The sequence below is a fragment of the Aeromonas sp. FDAARGOS 1410 genome, assembly GCF_019048745.1.
GTDB lineage: Bacteria > Pseudomonadota > Gammaproteobacteria > Enterobacterales > Aeromonadaceae > Aeromonas > Aeromonas jandaei.
In genome coordinates, this window is the sequence record NZ_CP077401.1 from 3,910,623 (window position 1) to 3,927,666 (window position 17,044).

The window sequence follows — 17,044 nt, forward strand, 5'->3', positions numbered from 1 at the left end:
GCCAAACCGAATGGCGCCATGATACCGCAAGGGGGCGGGATAAACAGTGAAGGGGGTGGAGAATTGCTGCGTCAAATCAAGGGGAAAGCCGATTTTCTCCCGCACGTGGCGCCCCCGCTGGCAAAGGGGCCGGACTGGATATTCGCTAGGCAGTCTCACGATTGCGGAGTAAAATGCCCGGTCCTTTGACCATGCCAAATTCAAAACCAGTCAAGAGTAGCAATGAGCAAGAAACTTCACATTAAAACCTGGGGCTGCCAGATGAACGAGTACGACTCGTCCAAGATGGCCGACCTGCTGGATGCCAGCAATGGCTACACGCTTACCGAGGAGCCGGAAGAGGCAGATGTGCTGCTGCTCAACACCTGTTCCATCCGCGAAAAGGCGCAGGAGAAGGTGTTCCACCAGCTGGGCCGCTGGAAAAAGCTCAAGGCAAACAAGCCCGGTCTGGTGATCGGCGTCGGTGGTTGCGTGGCCTCCCAGGAGGGCGATGCCATTCGCCAACGCGCTCCCTATGTCGATATCGTGTTCGGCCCGCAGACCCTGCACCGCCTGCCCACCATGATCAAACAGGTTCAGGAGGGGCGTGGCGCCCAGGTGGACGTCAGCTTCCCCGAGATCGAGAAGTTTGACCGCCTGCCCGAGCCGCGCGCCGAAGGGGCAACCGCCTTCGTCTCCATCATGGAAGGGTGCTCCAAATACTGTACTTACTGCGTGGTGCCCTACACCCGCGGTGAAGAGGTGAGCCGTCCGCTCGACGACGTGCTCTATGAAATCGCCCAGCTCGCCCAGCAAGGGGTGCGCGAAGTGAACCTGCTCGGCCAGAACGTCAACGCCTACCGTGGCCCGACCCATGATGACGGCATCTGCACCTTCGCCGAGCTGCTGCGTCTGGTGGCCGCCATCGACGGCATCGACCGTATCCGCTACACCACCAGCCACCCCATAGAGTTCACCGACGACATCATCGAGGTCTACAAGGACACGCCGGAAGTGGTCAGCTTCCTGCACCTGCCGGTGCAGAGCGGTTCCGACCGTATCCTGACCATGATGAAGCGCCCGCACACCATTCTGGAGTACAAATCCAAGCTCCGTCGTCTGCGCGCCGCCCGTCCCGACATCACCATCAGCTCCGACTTCATCGTTGGCTTCCCGAACGAAACCGATGAGGATTTCGAGGCCACCATGAAGCTGATCGAGGATGTGGGCTTTGACATGAGCTTCAGCTTCATCTTCAGTCCGCGCCCCGGTACGCCGGCCGCCGACATGCCCGACGATGTCGACATGGAAGTGAAGAAAGCCCGTCTGGCCCGCCTGCAGCACGTCATCAACAATCAGGCGATGCAGATTGGTCGCTCCATGCTGGGCACCACCCAGCGCATTCTGGTGGAAGGGCCATCCAAGCTCGACCCGATGCAGCTGTGCGGCCGCACCGAGAACAACCGGGTGGTCAACTTCGAAGGGGCCCATACCCTGATTGGCGGCTTTGCCGACGTGGAAATCACCGAAGTGCTGCCCAACTCCCTGCGCGGCAAATTCATCCGCGGCGAGAGCGAGATGAACCTGCGCATCGCCACCGCCCCGAGCGACATTCTGGCCCGTCGTCCCGACAACGTGCCGGACGAGCTGGGCGTGGCCGCCTTCACTCCCCATTAATCTCCCCCTCCCCATCCGCCCGGCGGATGGGGAGCGCCCTGATACGAGGATATTGTGAGCCGACACCTCTCGACCCTGAACCTGCATCTCGAACCCGCCGACAACCAGCGTCTTGCCAGTCTCTGCGGCCCCTTCGATGACAACATCAAGCAGCTGGAGCGCCGCCTCGGCATCGAGATCAGCTACCGTGACAACCACTTCCAGCTGCTGGGCAAGCAGGCCCAGGTGGATGCCGCCGCCGTCATCATCAAGCACCTCTATGTGGAAACCCAGCCCCTCAAGGGTGGCAAGGTAACCGACATCACCCCCGACATGGTTCATCTGGCCATTCTGGAGTCGCGAGTGCTGGAGCAGGATGACGAACCGGCCCCCTCCATCCCTTATGGCAAGGAGGTGACGGTCAAGACCAAGCGCGGTCTCATCAAGCCACGTAGCCCCAATCAGGCCCAGTACATCGCCAATATCGTGCGCCACGACATCTGCTTCGGCATCGGCCCGGCCGGTACCGGCAAGACCTATCTGGCGGTGGCGGCGGCTGTGGATGCGCTGGAGCGTCAGGAGATCCGCCGCATTCTACTAACCCGTCCGGCGGTGGAAGCGGGCGAGAAGCTCGGCTTCCTGCCCGGCGATCTCTCCCAGAAGGTAGACCCCTACCTGCGCCCGCTCTACGACGCCCTGTTCGAGATGCTGGGTTTTGAGCGGGTCGAGAAGCTGATGGAGCGCAACATCATCGAGGTGGCGCCGCTTGCCTACATGCGTGGCCGTACCCTCAACGATGCCTTCATCATTCTCGATGAGGCCCAGAACACCACCACCGAACAGATGAAGATGTTCCTGACCCGCATCGGCTTCAACTCCAAGGCCGTGGTGACCGGCGACATCACCCAGATCGACCTGCCACGCAATGCCAAATCCGGCCTACGCCACGCGCTGGAAGTGCTGCAGGGCGTTGATGGTCTGTCGTTCAACTTCTTCCAGTCCACCGACGTGGTACGCCATCCGGTGGTGGCCCGCATCGTGCAGGCCTATGAAGCATTCGACGCCAAGCAGGCAGCCGAGAAGGTGGCCGGCCAAGTCAACACCAGCAAAGAGAGCGAGCAATGAGCGTAACCCTGGATCTGCAACTGGCCAGTGCCAGCACCGACGGCCTGCCAAGCGAGGCCCAACTGCAGGGCTGGCTCGACGGCACCATTCTCGGCTTCCAGCAGGAGGCCGAAGTGACGGTGCGCATCGTCGACGAGGCAGAGAGCAACGAACTCAACCTCACCTATCGCGGCAAGGACAAGCCTACCAACGTGCTCTCCTTCCCGTTCGAGGCGCCACCCGGTCTGGAGCTGCCGCTGCTGGGCGATCTGGTGATCTGCCGTCAGGTGGTGGAGCGCGAGGCACAAGAGCAGGGCAAGCCCCTCATGGCCCACTGGGCCCACATGGTTGTGCACGGCAGTCTGCATCTGCTAGGTTATGACCATATCGAGGATGAGGAAGCCGAAGAGATGGAAGCGCTTGAGCGCGACATCATGCAGGAGCTGGGCTTTGCCGACCCTTATCAGAGCGACGAAGAGTAATGTGCAGCATGGCGGTTCATCGGCTTGAAACAGATGGCTGCCATCCTCATATAGCTGAAGTGAAATCCCCGTATATTCAATGAGTAACCAAGAGAAAAAATGACCGACGATCACCCTAGTACCGGCTCGCCGAAGAAAACCTGGCTCGACAAGCTCAGCCAACTCTTCCAGGGCGAGCCAAAAGACCGCAATGATTTGGTGGAAGTGATAGCCGATGCCGAAGAGCGTGACCTTATCGATCAGGACACCAAGGACATGATCGAAGGGGTGCTGGAGATCGCCGATCTCCGGGTACGCGACATCATGATCCCCCGCTCCCAGATGGTCACCATCGAGAAGTCCCAGCCGATCGACGAGATCCTGCCGGTGATCATCGAGTCGGGTCACTCCCGCTTCCCGGTGATCAATGAGGACAAGGATCATGTCGAGGGTATTCTGCTCGCCAAGGATCTGCTCCCCTTCGGTTTCGGTGGTCACCATGCCAGCGAACCACTGCAACTGGAGAAGATCCTGCGCCCCACGGTGATCGTCCCCGAGAGCAAGCGCGTTGATCGCCTGCTCAAGGAGTTTCGCGAAGAGCGCTACCACATGGCCATCGTGGTCGACGAGTTTGGTGGCGTCTCCGGTCTGGTGACCATTGAAGACATACTGGAACTTATCGTTGGCGAGATCGACGACGAGTTTGACGACATCGAGGATGAGCCGGACGAGATCCGCCGCCTCAGCAAGCGGGTCTTCTCCATCAGCGCCCTGACCGAGATCGAGGATTTCAACGACTTCTTCGGCACCAAGTTCAGCGATGAAGAGGTGGATACGGTCGGTGGTCTGGTGATGCACGCTTTCAGCCACCTGCCCAAGAAGGGCGAGGAGATCGAGCTGGACGGCTACCTGTTCAAGGTGATGCACGCCGACAAGCGCCGCCTGCAGCAGTTGCAGGTGAAGATCCCCGAGAACCATGCAGTGGCGCAATCTGAACCCCAGTAAGTCGCCTGAGTGCATTGAACTACGCCCCGACCTCGGGGCGTTGTTCTATCCGGACGGCAGGAGGCTCGCCGTTGGCAACCGTACAGGGTAAGATACCGGCCATTCGACCCAGTTGCAGACCAAGACGAGCACCATCGCCCGTGAGATTATCCCCTGTTACTTCAAAAATTCTGTTAAGCCTCAGTGCGTTGGCCTCTGGTGCCATCGCTGTGCTGGCCTTCTCCCCCTTCGGCTACTGGCCGCTGGTTATTCCTTCCCTGCTCGGCCTCTACGCCCTGCTGGACAAGGCCAGCCCCAAACAGGCGGCCTGGCGCGGCTTTGGCTACGCCATGGGGCTGTTCTTGCCGGGTCTGTGGTGGATCCATGTCAGCATGACCGAATTTGGCGGCATACCGCTGCCGGTCGCTTTCGTGCTGCTGGCTGGTCTGTCAGCCTATCTGGCGCTCTATCCGACGCTGGCCTGCTGGGCCTTTGCCCGCTTCTTCAGCGGTCGTCACTGGAGCCGCTGGCTGCTCGCCTTCCCGGCACTCTGGCTGCTGGCCGACTGGCTGCGCGGCTGGGTGATGACCGGCTTCCCCTGGCTCTGGTTTGGCTACACCCAGATCGACGGCCCACTCAAGGGGTTCGCCCCCATTCTCGGGGTACAGGGCATTACCCTGGCACTGCTATTCTCCGCCTCCGCCATCTGGCTGGTGTGGAAGTCCCGCTCGCCACTGTGGCTGGCGGTGCCCGCCCTGCTGGCTGCCGGCGCTCACGGCTTGATGCAGCTCAACTGGGTCACCCGTGGCGAACCGGTCAAGGTGGCGCTGGTACAGGGCAATATCGCCCAGTCCCTCAAGTGGGATCCGGAGGCGCTGGCCCCCACGGTGCGTACCTATCAGGATTTGAGCCGCGACAATCAGGATGCCGATATCATCGTCTGGCCGGAATCGGCGATCCCGGCCCTCGAAAAGACCATGGGCCCCTATCTGGAGAACCTCGACAAGGCGATGAAGGTGAACGAGACCGGCCTGCTGGCGGGGATCATCCACTACGACGAGAAGCAGCAACGCTTCTACAATACAGTGCTCGGCATGGGGGTACAGGATGCGGATGGCAAGGAGTCCTACTTCTACGGCCACCCCAACCGCTACAACAAGTACCACCTGCTGCCTATCGGCGAGTTCGTGCCGTTTGAAGATCTGCTGCGCCCCATCGCCCCCTTCTTCAACCTGCCGATGTCCTCTTTCAGCCGGGGTGACGAGGTGCAACCGAACCTGATCGCCAAGGGGCTCAAGTTTGCCGCCGCCATCTGTTACGAGATCATCTTCCCGGAAGAGGTGCGCCGCAACGTCAACCCGGATACCGACTTCCTGCTGACCGTTTCCAATGACGCCTGGTTCGGCACCAGCATCGGCCCCTGGCAGCATATGGAAATCGCCCGGATGCGTGCGCTGGAGCTGGCTCGTCCGCTGCTGCGCGACACCAACACCGGCATCACTGTCGTTACCGAGATCGATGGCAGCATCATCGGCCAGATCCCGCAGTTCGAAGCGGGTGTACTGCGCAGCGAAGTACGCCCGGCTCACGGTGCCACCCCCTATATGCGCTTTGGCAACTGGCCCCTCTACGGCATGACCGTGCTGCTGCTGGGTCTGGCCCTGGCGCTGCGCCCCAAGGCGCACCCCTGGGCCCGCGAGCTCTGAGTCATCTGCACTGAATAACAAACGAGGCGCCCATGGGCGCCTCTTTTTCTTACCAGCTTCTGCTTACCTACCGCTATCTACAGCCAAAAAGTTATCAGCTCAGAGACCGGCGGCCTCCAGATGCTCCACCAGCAGCTGCACGCTGCGGTTGCCGCGCCACTCGTTGACGTCGAGCCGGTAGACCAGCCGCACCCGTTTCACCGAGGCATCGGGCCAACGCTTGAGATCGACGCCAAAGGCGATGGCATCCACTGCGTGACCGGAATCGGTAGTCAGCATCATCTTGAGGTGCTTCTCCCCGACTAGCCGCTGCTGTACCAGCACGAATTCGCCGTCGAACAGCGGCTCGGGGAAGGCCTGACCCCAGGGGCCGGAGGCGCGGATCAGCTCCGCCAGCTCGATATTGAGCTCATCCGGCAGCAGCTCACCATCGGTGAGCAACACCCCGGTTAAGAGCTCGGGGGTCACCAGCTCGCTGATGACTGCCTCGAAAGCCCGACCGAACGCCTCGATATTGGCCTTGGGCAGGGTCAGCCCCGCCGCCATGGCGTGGCCGCCAAACTTGCCCATCAGCCCCGGGTGGCGGGTGTCGAGCAGTTCCAGCGCATCGCGCAGATGCACCCCGGGGATGGAGCGACCGGAGCCCTTGAGCTCGGTGTCGCTGCTCTCGGCAAAGGCGATGACCGGGCGGTAGTACTTCTCCTTCACCTTGGAGGCCACCAGCCCCACTACTCCCTGATGCCACTCGTTGCGGTGCAGCACGATGCCCGACGGCACCTCGCCATCACGAAACCGGATCTGCTCCAGGGTGGCAAGCGCCTCCTGCTGCATCCCCTGCTCGATCTCCTTGCGTTCCTGATTGAGGCTGTCCATCTCGGAGGCGAGCTGGCGCGCCAGATTGAGATCATCGCAGAGCAGACAGGCGACCCCGAGCGACATGTCATCGAGGCGTCCCACCGCGTTGAGGCGCGGCCCCAGCGCAAAACCGAGGTCGGCGGCGGTGAGGCGGCGACCATCGCGGCCCGACACATCCACCAGCGCCTGAATGCCGGGGCGACAGCGACCGGCGCGGATCCGCTGCAAGCCCTGATGGACCAGAATGCGGTTGTTGCCGTCGAGCGCCACCACGTCGGCAACAGTGCCGAGGGCCACCAGATCGAGGTAATCCGCCACATTGGGGGCCACGATGCCGAACCGCTCATACCAGCCGGACTGCTTGAGGTGAGTGTTGAGCGCCGCCATCAGGTAGAAGGCGACCCCGACCCCGGCCAGCGACTTGGAGGGGAAGTCGCAACCATGCTGGTTGGGATTGACGATGGCATCGGCGTCAGGCAACTCCTGACCCGGCAAATGGTGATCGGTAACCAGTACCTGCATGCCGGCCGCCTTGGCCGCCGCCACCCCGGCGATACTGGAGATGCCGTTATCCACCGTGATCAGGAACTCGGCGCCGCGGGCCACCGCCAACTCGACGATCTCGGGGGTAAGGCCGTATCCGAACTCGAAGCGGTTGGGCACCAGAAAATCGATGTGACGGCCACCCATAGCGCGCAGGGCCAGCACGCACAGCGCCGAGCTGGTGGCGCCGTCGCAGTCGAAGTCACCGACGATGAGGATCCGTTTCTGGGCGGCCAGCGCGTCGGCCAGCAGCGGCACCGCCTGCTCCATGCCATAGAGGCGCTGGGGTGGCAGCAGCGAGCTGGCACTGCGCTCGAGCAGGACGGGATCGTCTACGCCACGGCTGGCGAAGATTTGGCGAAGCAGCGGATGCAGGTTGGCGGGCAGATGGGAATCATCAACTCGCGGACGACGACGAATGTGCAGAGGCATCAAAATTATCCAGTATCTTGAGCAGTTGTTCAGGGCTCTGGTAACCCCGCACCAGATCTCCTTCAGAGGAGATCCAGGCCGGCAGTACCTTTACCCCCAACCATTGGCTCAGGCCAATATTTTGGATAAGGGTCTCACTACATTCCTTTTGAGGCAAATAAGCTTTGAAGGGCGAATTTTGCAGCAGGGGATCGCTGCACCAGTCGGTGGCTCGCTCGGCATGGTCAATGACCGGATAGATCGCGATGCTCACCCCGGATGCCTGCAGATGCTGCAGAGTCCCGGGTAGCTGACGCCGTGCCGCATCCTTCTCGCCAAGAAACAACGCGACCCGATGACGCTCATCCCGGGCCTTGAGCACAATGGGATCATGGGCTGCCTGCGCCAATCCCAGTCGACGCTGAGTGCGCATGCCGGAGATGGTCAGGTTCTTCATGTCCCGGGTCATGTCCAGCATGACCCCCTGTACCAGATAATCCCCTTTGGCATCGCTATATAGCACCCCCTTGGAGGTGCCCAGCATATACAGGCCCGCAATAGGCGTCTGATCCACCGTATATACGGATATCCCCAGCCTGGTGGATATGGCTGTTTTCAAGGCCTGGGGATCCATCCCCGCTTTGGCAGTAAATGTGCACAAAAGCATCATTCCCAGTAGTAAATACTTCACTCTTTTACTCACGTGGCATGAATGAATGGACTCAACAAAGTACAGCAGCACAGTTCAGCATTCAACCTGCTATTTATCGAAAAATTAATATCAGGTTGAACCAAAAAATCACGCCCCCCTGATTGCCAAGCAGAGCCAACCTCAGCAAGCTAGTCAGGGAGAACAGGTGGCATGTGCTCTTGCTACCCTGCTCCCGATAGCGGATCGCCGCCAGAACAAGGCGCGACCGCTACGCTAGCGTGCTTAATTTCGGAGGAAAGAATGAGTCTGATACAAGAGTTCAAGGCCTTTGCATCCAGAGGCAACGTGATCGATATGGCGGTCGGTATCATTATTGGTGCCGCCTTTGGCAAGATTGTCTCCTCCTTCGTCGGTGACGTGATCATGCCGCCTATCGGCCTGATCCTGGGCGGCGTGGACTTCAGCGACCTGGCAGTCACCCTGAAGGCTGCCGAAGGCAGCGCTCCTGCCGTGGTCATTGCCTACGGCAAGTTCATCCAGACCATCATCGATTTTCTGATCATCTCCTTCGCCATCTTTATGGGGCTGAAGGCCATCAATACCCTGAAGAAAAAGCAGGAGGAGGAAGCAGCCGCCCCCGCAGCACCGACCAAGGAGCAGGAGCTGCTGACCGAGATCCGCGACCTGCTGAAAGCCCAGCAAGGCAAATAAGCGTCACTTCCCGTCGTGTATTCATAAAAAAACCGCCCGCAGGCGGTTTTTTGTTTTGTTGGCCACCCAACCCGCTCAGGCCCGCGGGTGATGCTCGCCGTGCAGCGCCTTGAGCCGCTCGTTGGCGACATGGGTGTAGATCTGGGTAGTGGAGAGATCTGCATGGCCCAGCAGCATCTGCACCACCCGCAGATCGGCGCCGTGGTTGAGCAGGTGGGTGGCAAAGGCGTGGCGCAGGGTATGGGGGGATAACTCGCCGTTGATCCCGGCCCGCTGGGCATAGAGCTTGATGCGGTGCCAGAAGGTCTGGCGGGTCATCATCCGGGCCAGTTTGGAGGGGAAGACCACATCCGAGCTGGTACCGCCGAGCAGCAAGGTTCGCCCCTCCCGGTAGTAGCGCTCCAGCCAGTACATCGCCTCCTCGCCCATGGGCACCAGTCGCTCCTTGTTGCCCTTGCCGACCACCCGCACCAGCCCCTGCCGCAGGCTGACATGCTCGGCAGTCAGCCCCACCAGCTCGGAAACCCGCAAGCCGGTGGCGTAGAGCAGCTCCAGCATCGCCTTGTCCCGCAGCTCCAGCGGATCATCCACCAGCGGCGCCGTCAACAGCGCTTCCACTTCCGCTTCGCTCAGATCGGAGGGGAGCTTCTTGGGCAGCTTGGGCCCCTCCAGCAGTACGGTGGGGTCGTCGCTGCGCAGCTTCTCGCGGTTGAGGTACTGATAGAAGCGGCGCAGGGCCGACAGAAAGCGGGCCGTACTGCTGGCGGCAAACTGATGATCGACCCGCCATGCGAGGTAGTGCTGGATCTCGTCCATCCCCGCCAGCAGCAGGGAGCTGCCCTGCCCATCGAGCCAGAGGGAGAATTTTTCCAGATCGGTACGATAGGAGCTGACCGTGTTGTCGGAGAGGCCCCGCTCCAGCCAGAGGGCATCGAGAAAGGGTTCAATCAGGGGATGTGGCTCGGGCTTGCTCATGGTCGGTCGCAGTCAGAAGAACAGTGGCCCATTGTAACGCCTCTGCTTGCCGGATGCGCAAGCCGCTTGCCGCGACCTGATCTGCCCGTGATATCGGGCGGTGAAGGAGCGCAGCCAATCTGCTAGACTGGCGCCCTCCCCTTATGTTGCCCATCGTGTTGCCAACAGGTGCAGCCCACACGAGCAAGCGAGAAAGCGCCAAAAGAGATAAAGAGCGATGAAGATTGGTCTGTTTTACGGTTCTACCACCTGCTACACCGAGATGGCTGCCGAGAAGATCCGCGCCCTTATCGGCCCCGAGCTGGTGGATATCCACAACATCAAGGATGTCTCCCTGCGCCTGATGGAGGATTACGAGGTGCTGATCCTCGGCATCTCCACCTGGGATTTCGGCGAGCTGCAGGAGGATTGGGAGTCCCGCTGGGAAGATATTGGCGACCTCCATCTGGAGGGGCGTATCGTCGCCCTGTTTGGCCTCGGCGACCAGCTGGGTTATGGCGAATGGTTCCAGGATGCCCTCGGCATGCTGCACGATCAGCTGGTGCCCAGAGGGGTCAAGCTGGTGGGTTACTGGCCCAACGAAGGCTACGAGTTCGATGCCTCCAAGGCGCTGATCGATGATGGCCGCCACTTCGTCGGCCTGGCCCTCGACGATGCCAACCAGTATGACCAGACCGACTCCCGCATCGAGCAGTGGGTCGACCAGATCCTGACTGAAATTCACGAGCTGCTCTGACCCGCGCTGCCTGTCCGGCATCCCAGCCTGTGCGGATGCCGGCTTCCTCCCCCTTCTCTCCGCTCTCTTAAATCCTCCTTTGCCGCCAATGCGGTCGCAGTTATCGCATCGATTTTTTCAATCGGTATCATCCGCTGACGCCATAGCGACATTTGAGTAACGCTCTGCAACAATGGGGCTGCTACACCATCACGCTCGAATCCGGGTCGCGAAGGCTGAGACCCGCCCAGAAAAGGAGATCCTATGACGCCACTCTCCCTGTTGGCCCCCGCCATCGCCCGCGACGTGCTCGATCACGCACTGGCACTCGGGGCCGATTTCGCCGAGCTGTTTGTCGAGCGCAAGCGCCGCAGCCAGCTCAGCCTGCTCTCCAGCCAGATAGAGAACATCAGCGGTGGCCTCGATTTCGGCATCGGCGTGCGCCTCTGCTATGGCCACAAGGTGCTCTACGGCTACACCAATCTGGCCAGCCGCGATGAGCTGCTGCGTATCGTCACCCTGCTGGCAGCCAAAGACCGCCGCGACCCGGTGGTGACCGCCACCGCCTTCGATTTTACCCGCTTGACCGATCGCAACCCGGTCGCCCTGCCGCTGTCGGCCGACAAGCTGCTGGAGCAGAAGATCGCCTATCTGCACGCCATGGATGCGGTGGCCCGCGCCGAGAGCGACAAGGTGAGCCAGTTCTCCGGCAACGTGCTGGGCTGGGAGCAGGAGGTGGAGATCTTCAACAGCGAAGGGCTGCAGGTGGCCGATCGCCGCCACTACAACCGCATCATGGCCCAGACCATCGCCCGCGAAGGGAGCGAGCAGAGCGTCGGCTATGAGGCACCGGGCGCCCTGATGGGGTGGGAGCATGCCGAACGCATCGATCCGCGCGAGCTGGCGCTCACCGCCACCCGTCAGGCACTGGTGAAACTGGGGGCAGCCCCCTGCCCGAGCGGTACCCTGCCGGTCATCATGGAGAACGGCTTTGGCGGCGTTATCTTCCACGAGGCGTGCGGCCATCTGCTGGAGACCACCTCGGTGGCCAAGAAAGCGTCGGTATTCCACGACAAGATGGGCCAACTCATCGCCAATCCGGTAGTCAATGCGGTGGACGAAGGGCTGCAAGGCAACGTCTGGGGCTCCATCAACGTCGATGACGAGGGGATGGCAGCCCAGCATACCCAGCTCATCAAGGACGGCGTGCTGACCGGTTTTCTGGTGGACAGAATGGGCGCCCTCAAAACCGGTTATGCCCGTACCGGCTCGGGTCGGCGTGAATCCTACAAGTACGCCCCCACCTCGCGCATGCGCAACACCTATATCGAACCGGGCAACCACAGCCTCGACGACATGCTGGCCACGGTGGAGCACGGCATCTACGCCAAAAAGATGGGGGGCGGCTCGGTACAGCCCGGCACCGGTGAATTCAACTTCAACGTGCAGGAGGCCTACCTCATCGAGCACGGCAAAATCACCAGACCGCTCAAGTCGGCCACCCTGATCGGTACCGGCCCGCAGGTGTTGAAAGAGATCTCCATGGTGGGCAGCAATCTGGCGCTGGCCGCCGGCATGTGCGGCTCGGTCTCGGGCTCGGTCCCCACCTCGGTGGGCCAGCCGGCGCTGAAAGTGGACAATATTCTGGTGGGAGGGAACGCCTGATGAGCACCATCGACATGAACCAACTGCTCACCCGCCTGCTGGACAAGGTGGCCGATCTCAACGCCGAAGCGGACATCATCGCCAATCAGGAGAGAGCCTTCTCCCTCAAGGCCGACAAGGGCGAGCTCGGCGAATACAAGGTGACCAGCAGTCAGCAGCTTGGCATTCGCCTGATAAAAGAGGGCCGGGTCGGCATCGCCTACTCGGAAGCGCTCGATGAGGCGGCGCTCGATGCCATGCTGCAAGATGCGCTCGATGCCAGCCGCTTTGCCAAGGTGGATCCGGATCAGCGCATCTCGGTGGCCAATAGCCGGCTCACCACAGATTGCGCCGAGATCAATCAGCCCGATACCACGCCGGTTGAGGAGAAGATCGCCCTGGCCCTGCGCCTGGAGTCAGACATGCTGGCCATGCCCGATGTGAGCGGCGCGCCCTACAACAGCTTCTTCGAAGGGGAGAGCCAGCTCTGGCTCGCCAACAGTCAGGGCACCCTCTGCCAGCACGGCGAGTTCAGCGTCGGCTGCTACACCTCGGCTCTGGTCGAACGGGATGGCCGCCAGTCGATGCACTCGCAGGGGCAGTATGGCCGTCGCTTCGACGAGCTGGACAGTCAGGCCCTGATCGAGCAAATCTACGCCATCGCCGATGGTCTGCTGCCCGGTGAAGCGGTGCCGAGCGGTCGCTACAGCGTCATCTTCAGTACCAACTGCTTCGCCAGTCTGTTTGGCTGCTTCCAGGGGGTGCTGTCGGGCAAGTGGGCCCAGCAGGGGATCAACCCCTGGCGGGAGAAGGTGGGGCAGAGCGTGGCGTCACGCTGGCTCACTCTGGAAAGCCGGGTCTATATGCCGGGCGGCATGAACATCAAGGCGTTTGATGGCGAGGGAGCTGCCACCTCGGATCTGCTGCTGATTGGCGACGGTGAGCTGCAAACCCTGCTCCACAACAGCGCCACCGCTCGCCACTTTGGAGTCGCCAGCAACGGCTCGGCCGCCCGCGGCGCCCGCAGTGCCCTCGATGTGACCGCTCGCCATCTGGTATTTGGCGCCGGCCCCCACAGCGAAGCGGAGGTGCAGAGCGGCGACTATCTGGAGCTGGTCAAGCTGGACGGTCTGCATTCGGGGGCCGATGCGGTGAGCGGCGACTTCTCCTTTGGCGCGTCAGGATTCCTCTGCCGCGATGGGGTTCGCCTGCAGCCGGTACGCGGCATCACGGTGGCGGGCAACTTCTACCGCCTGCTGGGCGAGCTGGAAGCGGTCGGCGATACTCTGCACCACAACGATGGCAAGGGCTTCTACGCCCCGCTTATCCGTTTTGGCGGACTCTCCGTCGCGGGCAAGTAATCCAGCCCATCAATAGAAAAAGGCGCCTGATGGCGCCTTTTTGCTTGTTATCTCGTCCGCATTGATGGCATGACTCAGGGTGAGAGCGGTTCGCGGTGATACTCGGCGCAGCCGCATTCGGGGCAGGTATCGAGCTGCTCGGGATGGAGCACGGTATGGCGCCAACCACACTGGTCGCACACCATGACCCCGAGCCCCACCCAGTCGCCCGCCTCATAGACGCCCTTGTGCTCCAGCTCGTCGGCCAGCTCGCGCCACTCCACCTGGGCACGGTCAGTCACATCCGCCAACCAGGACCAGGCGGTATCTTTGAGCGCCAGCATAAAGGCAGACTCCTCCACCTGCTCATCCTTGCGCCCCTCGTCATAGTTGCCCAGATCCCGCTTCACATACTCGGCGATCAGCGCCAGTTCGTCCTGAGTGAGGTCGCTGGCCGCTTCCAGATAGGCCTGAACGCGGGCAATCATCCGGTTGAGGCGCTCCCCCTGGAACTGCTCTGTCTCTTGCCACTGCTTTTGCAGTTCGGCAATGAAGGTTTCATACCCTTTTTGACGTTTGTCCATGGCTGTTACTCCTCTGCTAAATCCCTTTCTGGCCCGGCTTCAGGCTTGACGGATGCTGGCGGTTGTTGCCGCCGCAGGATATGGGTATTCTATTGCGATTTCCCAGCTGATTTATCTATTCATTTCACAGATCCGGATGTCACCAATGCAAGAGCAATACGTTCCCCAATCAATCGAACCAGCAGTGCAGAAGCACTGGGATGCCAAGAAAACCTTCAAGGCCGTGGAAAAAGTAGACAAAGAGAAGTTCTACTGCCTCTCCATGTTCCCCTATCCGTCTGGTCGTCTACACATGGGGCACGTTCGCAACTACACCATAGGTGATGTGATCTCCCGTTATCAACGCCTCAATGGCAAGAACGTGCTGCAACCCATCGGTTGGGATGCGTTCGGTCTGCCGGCGGAAAACGCCGCCATCAAGAACAACACGGCGCCGGCCCCCTGGACCTACGAAAACATCGAATACATGAAGAACCAGCTGAAGATGCTGGGTCTGGGTTATGACTGGGATCGTGAAGTCGCCACCTGCAAGCCGGACTACTACCGCTGGGAGCAGTGGTTCTTCACCAAGCTCTACGAGAAGGGTCTGGTCTACAAGAAGACCTCCTCCGTCAACTGGTGCCCGAACGACATGACCGTGCTGGCCAACGAGCAGGTTGTCGACAACTGCTGCTGGCGCTGTGACACCCCGGTGGAGCAGAAAGAGATCCCCCAGTGGTTCATCAAGATCACCGACTACGCCGAAGAGCTGCTGAACGATATCGACAACCTCGAAGGCTGGCCAGAGATGGTCAAGACCATGCAGCGCAACTGGATTGGCCGCTCCGAAGGGGTCAACATCAGCTTCAATATCGAGGGTCATGCTGATCAGCTGGAGGTCTATACCACCCGTCCGGACACCTTCATGGGCGTCACCTATGTCGGTATCGCCGCTGGCCACCCGCTGGCCCTGCAGGCCGCCGAAAACAATCCGGAACTGGCCGCCTTTATCGAAGAGTGCAAGAACACCAAGGTAGCCGAAGCCGAACTGGCCACCATGGAGAAGAAGGGCATGGCCACCGGCCTCTACGCCATGCACCCGCTGGATGGCCGCAAGGTACCGGTCTGGGTCGCCAACTTCGTGCTGATGAACTATGGCACCGGCGCCGTGATGGCGGTTCCGGCCCACGATCAACGTGACTTCGAATTCGCCACCAAATATGGCCTCGACATCAAGGCGGTCATCAAGCCGGTTGATGGCGACGTCGACGTGAGCGAAGCCGCTTACACCGAGAAGGGCGTACTGTTCAACTCCGGCGAGTTTGACGGTCTCGACTTCCAGGGCGCCTTTGATGCCATCGCCAACAAGCTGGAAACACTGGGCAAGGGCAAGCGCACCGTCAACTTCCGTCTGCGCGACTGGGGTGTCTCCCGTCAGCGCTACTGGGGTGCTCCCATCCCGATGCTGACTCTGGCTGACGGCACAGTGGTGCCGACGCCGGAAGACCAGCTGCCGGTACTGCTGCCGGAAGATGTGGTGATGGATGGTATCCAGAGCCCGATCAAGGCCGACGCCGAGTGGGCCAAGACCACCTACAACGGTCAGGAAGCGTTCCGCGAAACCGATACCTTCGACACCTTCATGGAGTCCTCCTGGTACTACGCGCGCTACTGCTCTCCGGACTACGACAAGGGCATGCTGGACCCGGCGGCTGCCAACCACTGGCTGCCGGTGGATCAGTACATCGGCGGCATCGAGCACGCCTGTATGCACCTGCTCTACGCCCGCTTCTTCCACAAGCTGCTGCGTGACGCAGGTCTCGTGAACAGCGACGAGCCGTTCAAGCGTCTGCTCTGTCAGGGCATGGTGCTGGCCGACGCTTTCTACTACAAGGACGAAAAAGGCGGTAACGTCTGGGTCAGCCCGACCGACGTCAAGGTAGAGCGTGACGAGAAGGGTCGCATCACCAAGGCCATCGATAATGAAGGCCGCGAAGTGATCCACTCCGGCATGACCAAGATGTCCAAGTCCAAGAACAACGGCATCGACCCGCAGCTGATGGTCGAGCGTTATGGCGCCGATACCGTCCGTCTGTTCATGATGTTCGCCTCCCCGGCCGAGATGACCCTGGAGTGGTCCGACTCCGGCGTAGAGGGTGCCCAGCGCTTCCTGCGTCGCCTGTGGCGTACCACCTTCGAGCACGTCTCCGGTGGCGCCGTTGCTGCGCTGGATCTGGCTGCCCTCTCCAACGAGCAGAAAGCGGTACGCCGCGAACTGCACAAGACCATCGCCAAGGTGAGCGACGACGTGGGTCGCCGTCAGACCTTCAACACCGCCATTGCCGCCATCATGGAGCTGATGAACAATCTCTCCAAACTTGGCAACGACGAGCAGGACCGCGCTCTGATGCAGGAAGCGCTGGAAGCGGTGGTGGTCATGCTCTACCCCATCACCCCGCACATCGGCTTCGAGCTGTGGAAGATGCTGGGCAAGGGCGACGACGTGGATCACGCTGCATGGCCGGTGGCCGATGAAGCGGCCATGGTCGAGACCGAGAAGCTGGTCGTGGTGCAGATCAACGGCAAGATGCGCGGCAAGCTGACCGTTCCGGCCGAGATCAGCCAAGCTGATGTCGAGAAGCTGGCTATGGCCGATGCATCCGTGCAGAAGTTCACCGACGGTCTGACCGTGCGCAAGGTGATCTATGTACCGGGCAAGCTGCTCAACATTGTCGCCAACTGATC

14 protein-coding genes are annotated in these 17,044 nt (G+C 61.1%); 10 read left to right on the plus strand and 4 right to left on the minus strand.

Features of this window, described 5'->3' with window-relative positions; all coding sequences use genetic code 11:
- Positions 1 to 222: 222 nt before the first annotated feature.
- From miaB to lnt, 5 genes are all read left to right on the plus strand, one after another.
- Positions 223 to 1,656, plus strand: a complete 1,434-nt coding sequence (miaB, locus tag I6L40_RS18195; RefSeq protein WP_033112695.1) for a tRNA (N6-isopentenyl adenosine(37)-C2)-methylthiotransferase MiaB — start codon at positions 223 to 225, stop codon at positions 1,654 to 1,656.
- A 54-nt stretch (positions 1,657 to 1,710) separates the two neighbouring features.
- The gene (locus tag I6L40_RS18200; RefSeq protein WP_208737832.1) at positions 1,711 to 2,760 is read left to right on the plus strand and encodes a PhoH family protein; all 1,050 of its coding nucleotides are present in this window, start codon (positions 1,711 to 1,713) and stop codon (positions 2,758 to 2,760) included.
- Positions 2,757 to 3,221: an rRNA maturation RNase YbeY gene (gene ybeY, locus I6L40_RS18205; RefSeq protein ID WP_041209973.1), complete on the plus strand. Its 465-nt coding sequence runs from the start codon at positions 2,757 to 2,759 to the stop codon at positions 3,219 to 3,221. The genes I6L40_RS18200 and ybeY overlap by 4 nt, the downstream gene beginning before the upstream one ends.
- A gap of 99 nt (positions 3,222 to 3,320) precedes the next feature.
- Positions 3,321 to 4,205 (plus strand): CNNM family magnesium/cobalt transport protein CorC, encoded by an 885-nt coding sequence (gene corC, locus I6L40_RS18210; RefSeq protein WP_033112698.1) that lies wholly within the window; start codon positions 3,321 to 3,323, stop codon positions 4,203 to 4,205.
- Between the two features lie 140 nt (positions 4,206 to 4,345).
- Entirely contained in the window at positions 4,346 to 5,890 is a 1,545-nt protein-coding gene (gene lnt / locus I6L40_RS18215; RefSeq protein ID WP_216994675.1) for an apolipoprotein N-acyltransferase, read from the plus strand.
- A gap of 99 nt (positions 5,891 to 5,989) precedes the next feature.
- Here lnt and recJ read toward each other — a convergent pair whose 3' ends face one another.
- Entirely contained in the window at positions 5,990 to 7,720 is a 1,731-nt protein-coding gene (recJ, locus tag I6L40_RS18220; protein ID WP_216994676.1) for a single-stranded-DNA-specific exonuclease RecJ, read from the minus strand.
- Positions 7,686 to 8,333 (minus strand): disulfide isomerase DsbC N-terminal domain-containing protein, encoded by a 648-nt coding sequence (locus tag I6L40_RS18225; protein ID WP_050490132.1) that lies wholly within the window; start codon positions 8,331 to 8,333, stop codon positions 7,686 to 7,688. The genes recJ and I6L40_RS18225 overlap by 35 nt, the downstream gene beginning before the upstream one ends.
- Before the next feature lie 318 nt (positions 8,334 to 8,651).
- Here I6L40_RS18225 and mscL point away from each other — a divergent pair, with 318 nt between their 5' ends.
- A complete protein-coding gene (gene mscL / locus I6L40_RS18230) occupies positions 8,652 to 9,062 on the plus strand; it encodes a large-conductance mechanosensitive channel protein MscL (RefSeq protein ID WP_215801779.1) in 411 nt (136 codons plus the stop codon).
- Between the two features lie 75 nt (positions 9,063 to 9,137).
- On the opposite strand, the gene xerD is transcribed toward mscL, so the two are convergent.
- Positions 9,138 to 10,037: a site-specific tyrosine recombinase XerD gene (gene xerD, locus I6L40_RS18235; protein ID WP_216994677.1), complete on the minus strand. Its 900-nt coding sequence runs from the start codon at positions 10,035 to 10,037 to the stop codon at positions 9,138 to 9,140.
- 217 nt (positions 10,038 to 10,254) lie between these two features.
- Between xerD and fldB the strand changes: the two genes are divergently transcribed.
- The 3 genes from fldB to I6L40_RS18250 all read left to right on the plus strand — a co-directional run bounded on the left by fldB (position 10,255) and on the right by I6L40_RS18250 (position 13,757).
- A complete protein-coding gene (gene fldB / locus I6L40_RS18240; protein WP_033112705.1) occupies positions 10,255 to 10,773 on the plus strand; it encodes a flavodoxin FldB in 519 nt (172 codons plus the stop codon).
- A gap of 243 nt (positions 10,774 to 11,016) precedes the next feature.
- The gene (locus I6L40_RS18245; protein WP_216994678.1) at positions 11,017 to 12,417 is read left to right on the plus strand and encodes a TldD/PmbA family protein; all 1,401 of its coding nucleotides are present in this window, start codon (positions 11,017 to 11,019) and stop codon (positions 12,415 to 12,417) included.
- Complete coding sequence (locus I6L40_RS18250; protein ID WP_216994679.1) at positions 12,417 to 13,757, plus strand: TldD/PmbA family protein; 1,341 nt, start codon at positions 12,417 to 12,419, stop codon at positions 13,755 to 13,757. Before I6L40_RS18245 ends, I6L40_RS18250 begins: the two co-directional genes overlap by 1 nt.
- A gap of 74 nt (positions 13,758 to 13,831) precedes the next feature.
- Here I6L40_RS18250 and I6L40_RS18255 read toward each other — a convergent pair whose 3' ends face one another.
- On the minus strand, positions 13,832 to 14,320 hold the full coding sequence (locus tag I6L40_RS18255; RefSeq protein WP_041209964.1) for a zinc ribbon-containing protein: 489 nt from the start codon (positions 14,318 to 14,320) through the stop codon (positions 13,832 to 13,834).
- A gap of 145 nt (positions 14,321 to 14,465) precedes the next feature.
- On the opposite strand from I6L40_RS18255, the gene leuS reads away from it, so the two are divergent.
- Positions 14,466 to 17,042, plus strand: coding sequence for a leucine--tRNA ligase (gene leuS, locus I6L40_RS18260; protein WP_216994680.1), 2,577 nt, complete (start codon positions 14,466 to 14,468; stop codon positions 17,040 to 17,042).
- Positions 17,043 to 17,044 lie beyond the last annotated feature (2 nt).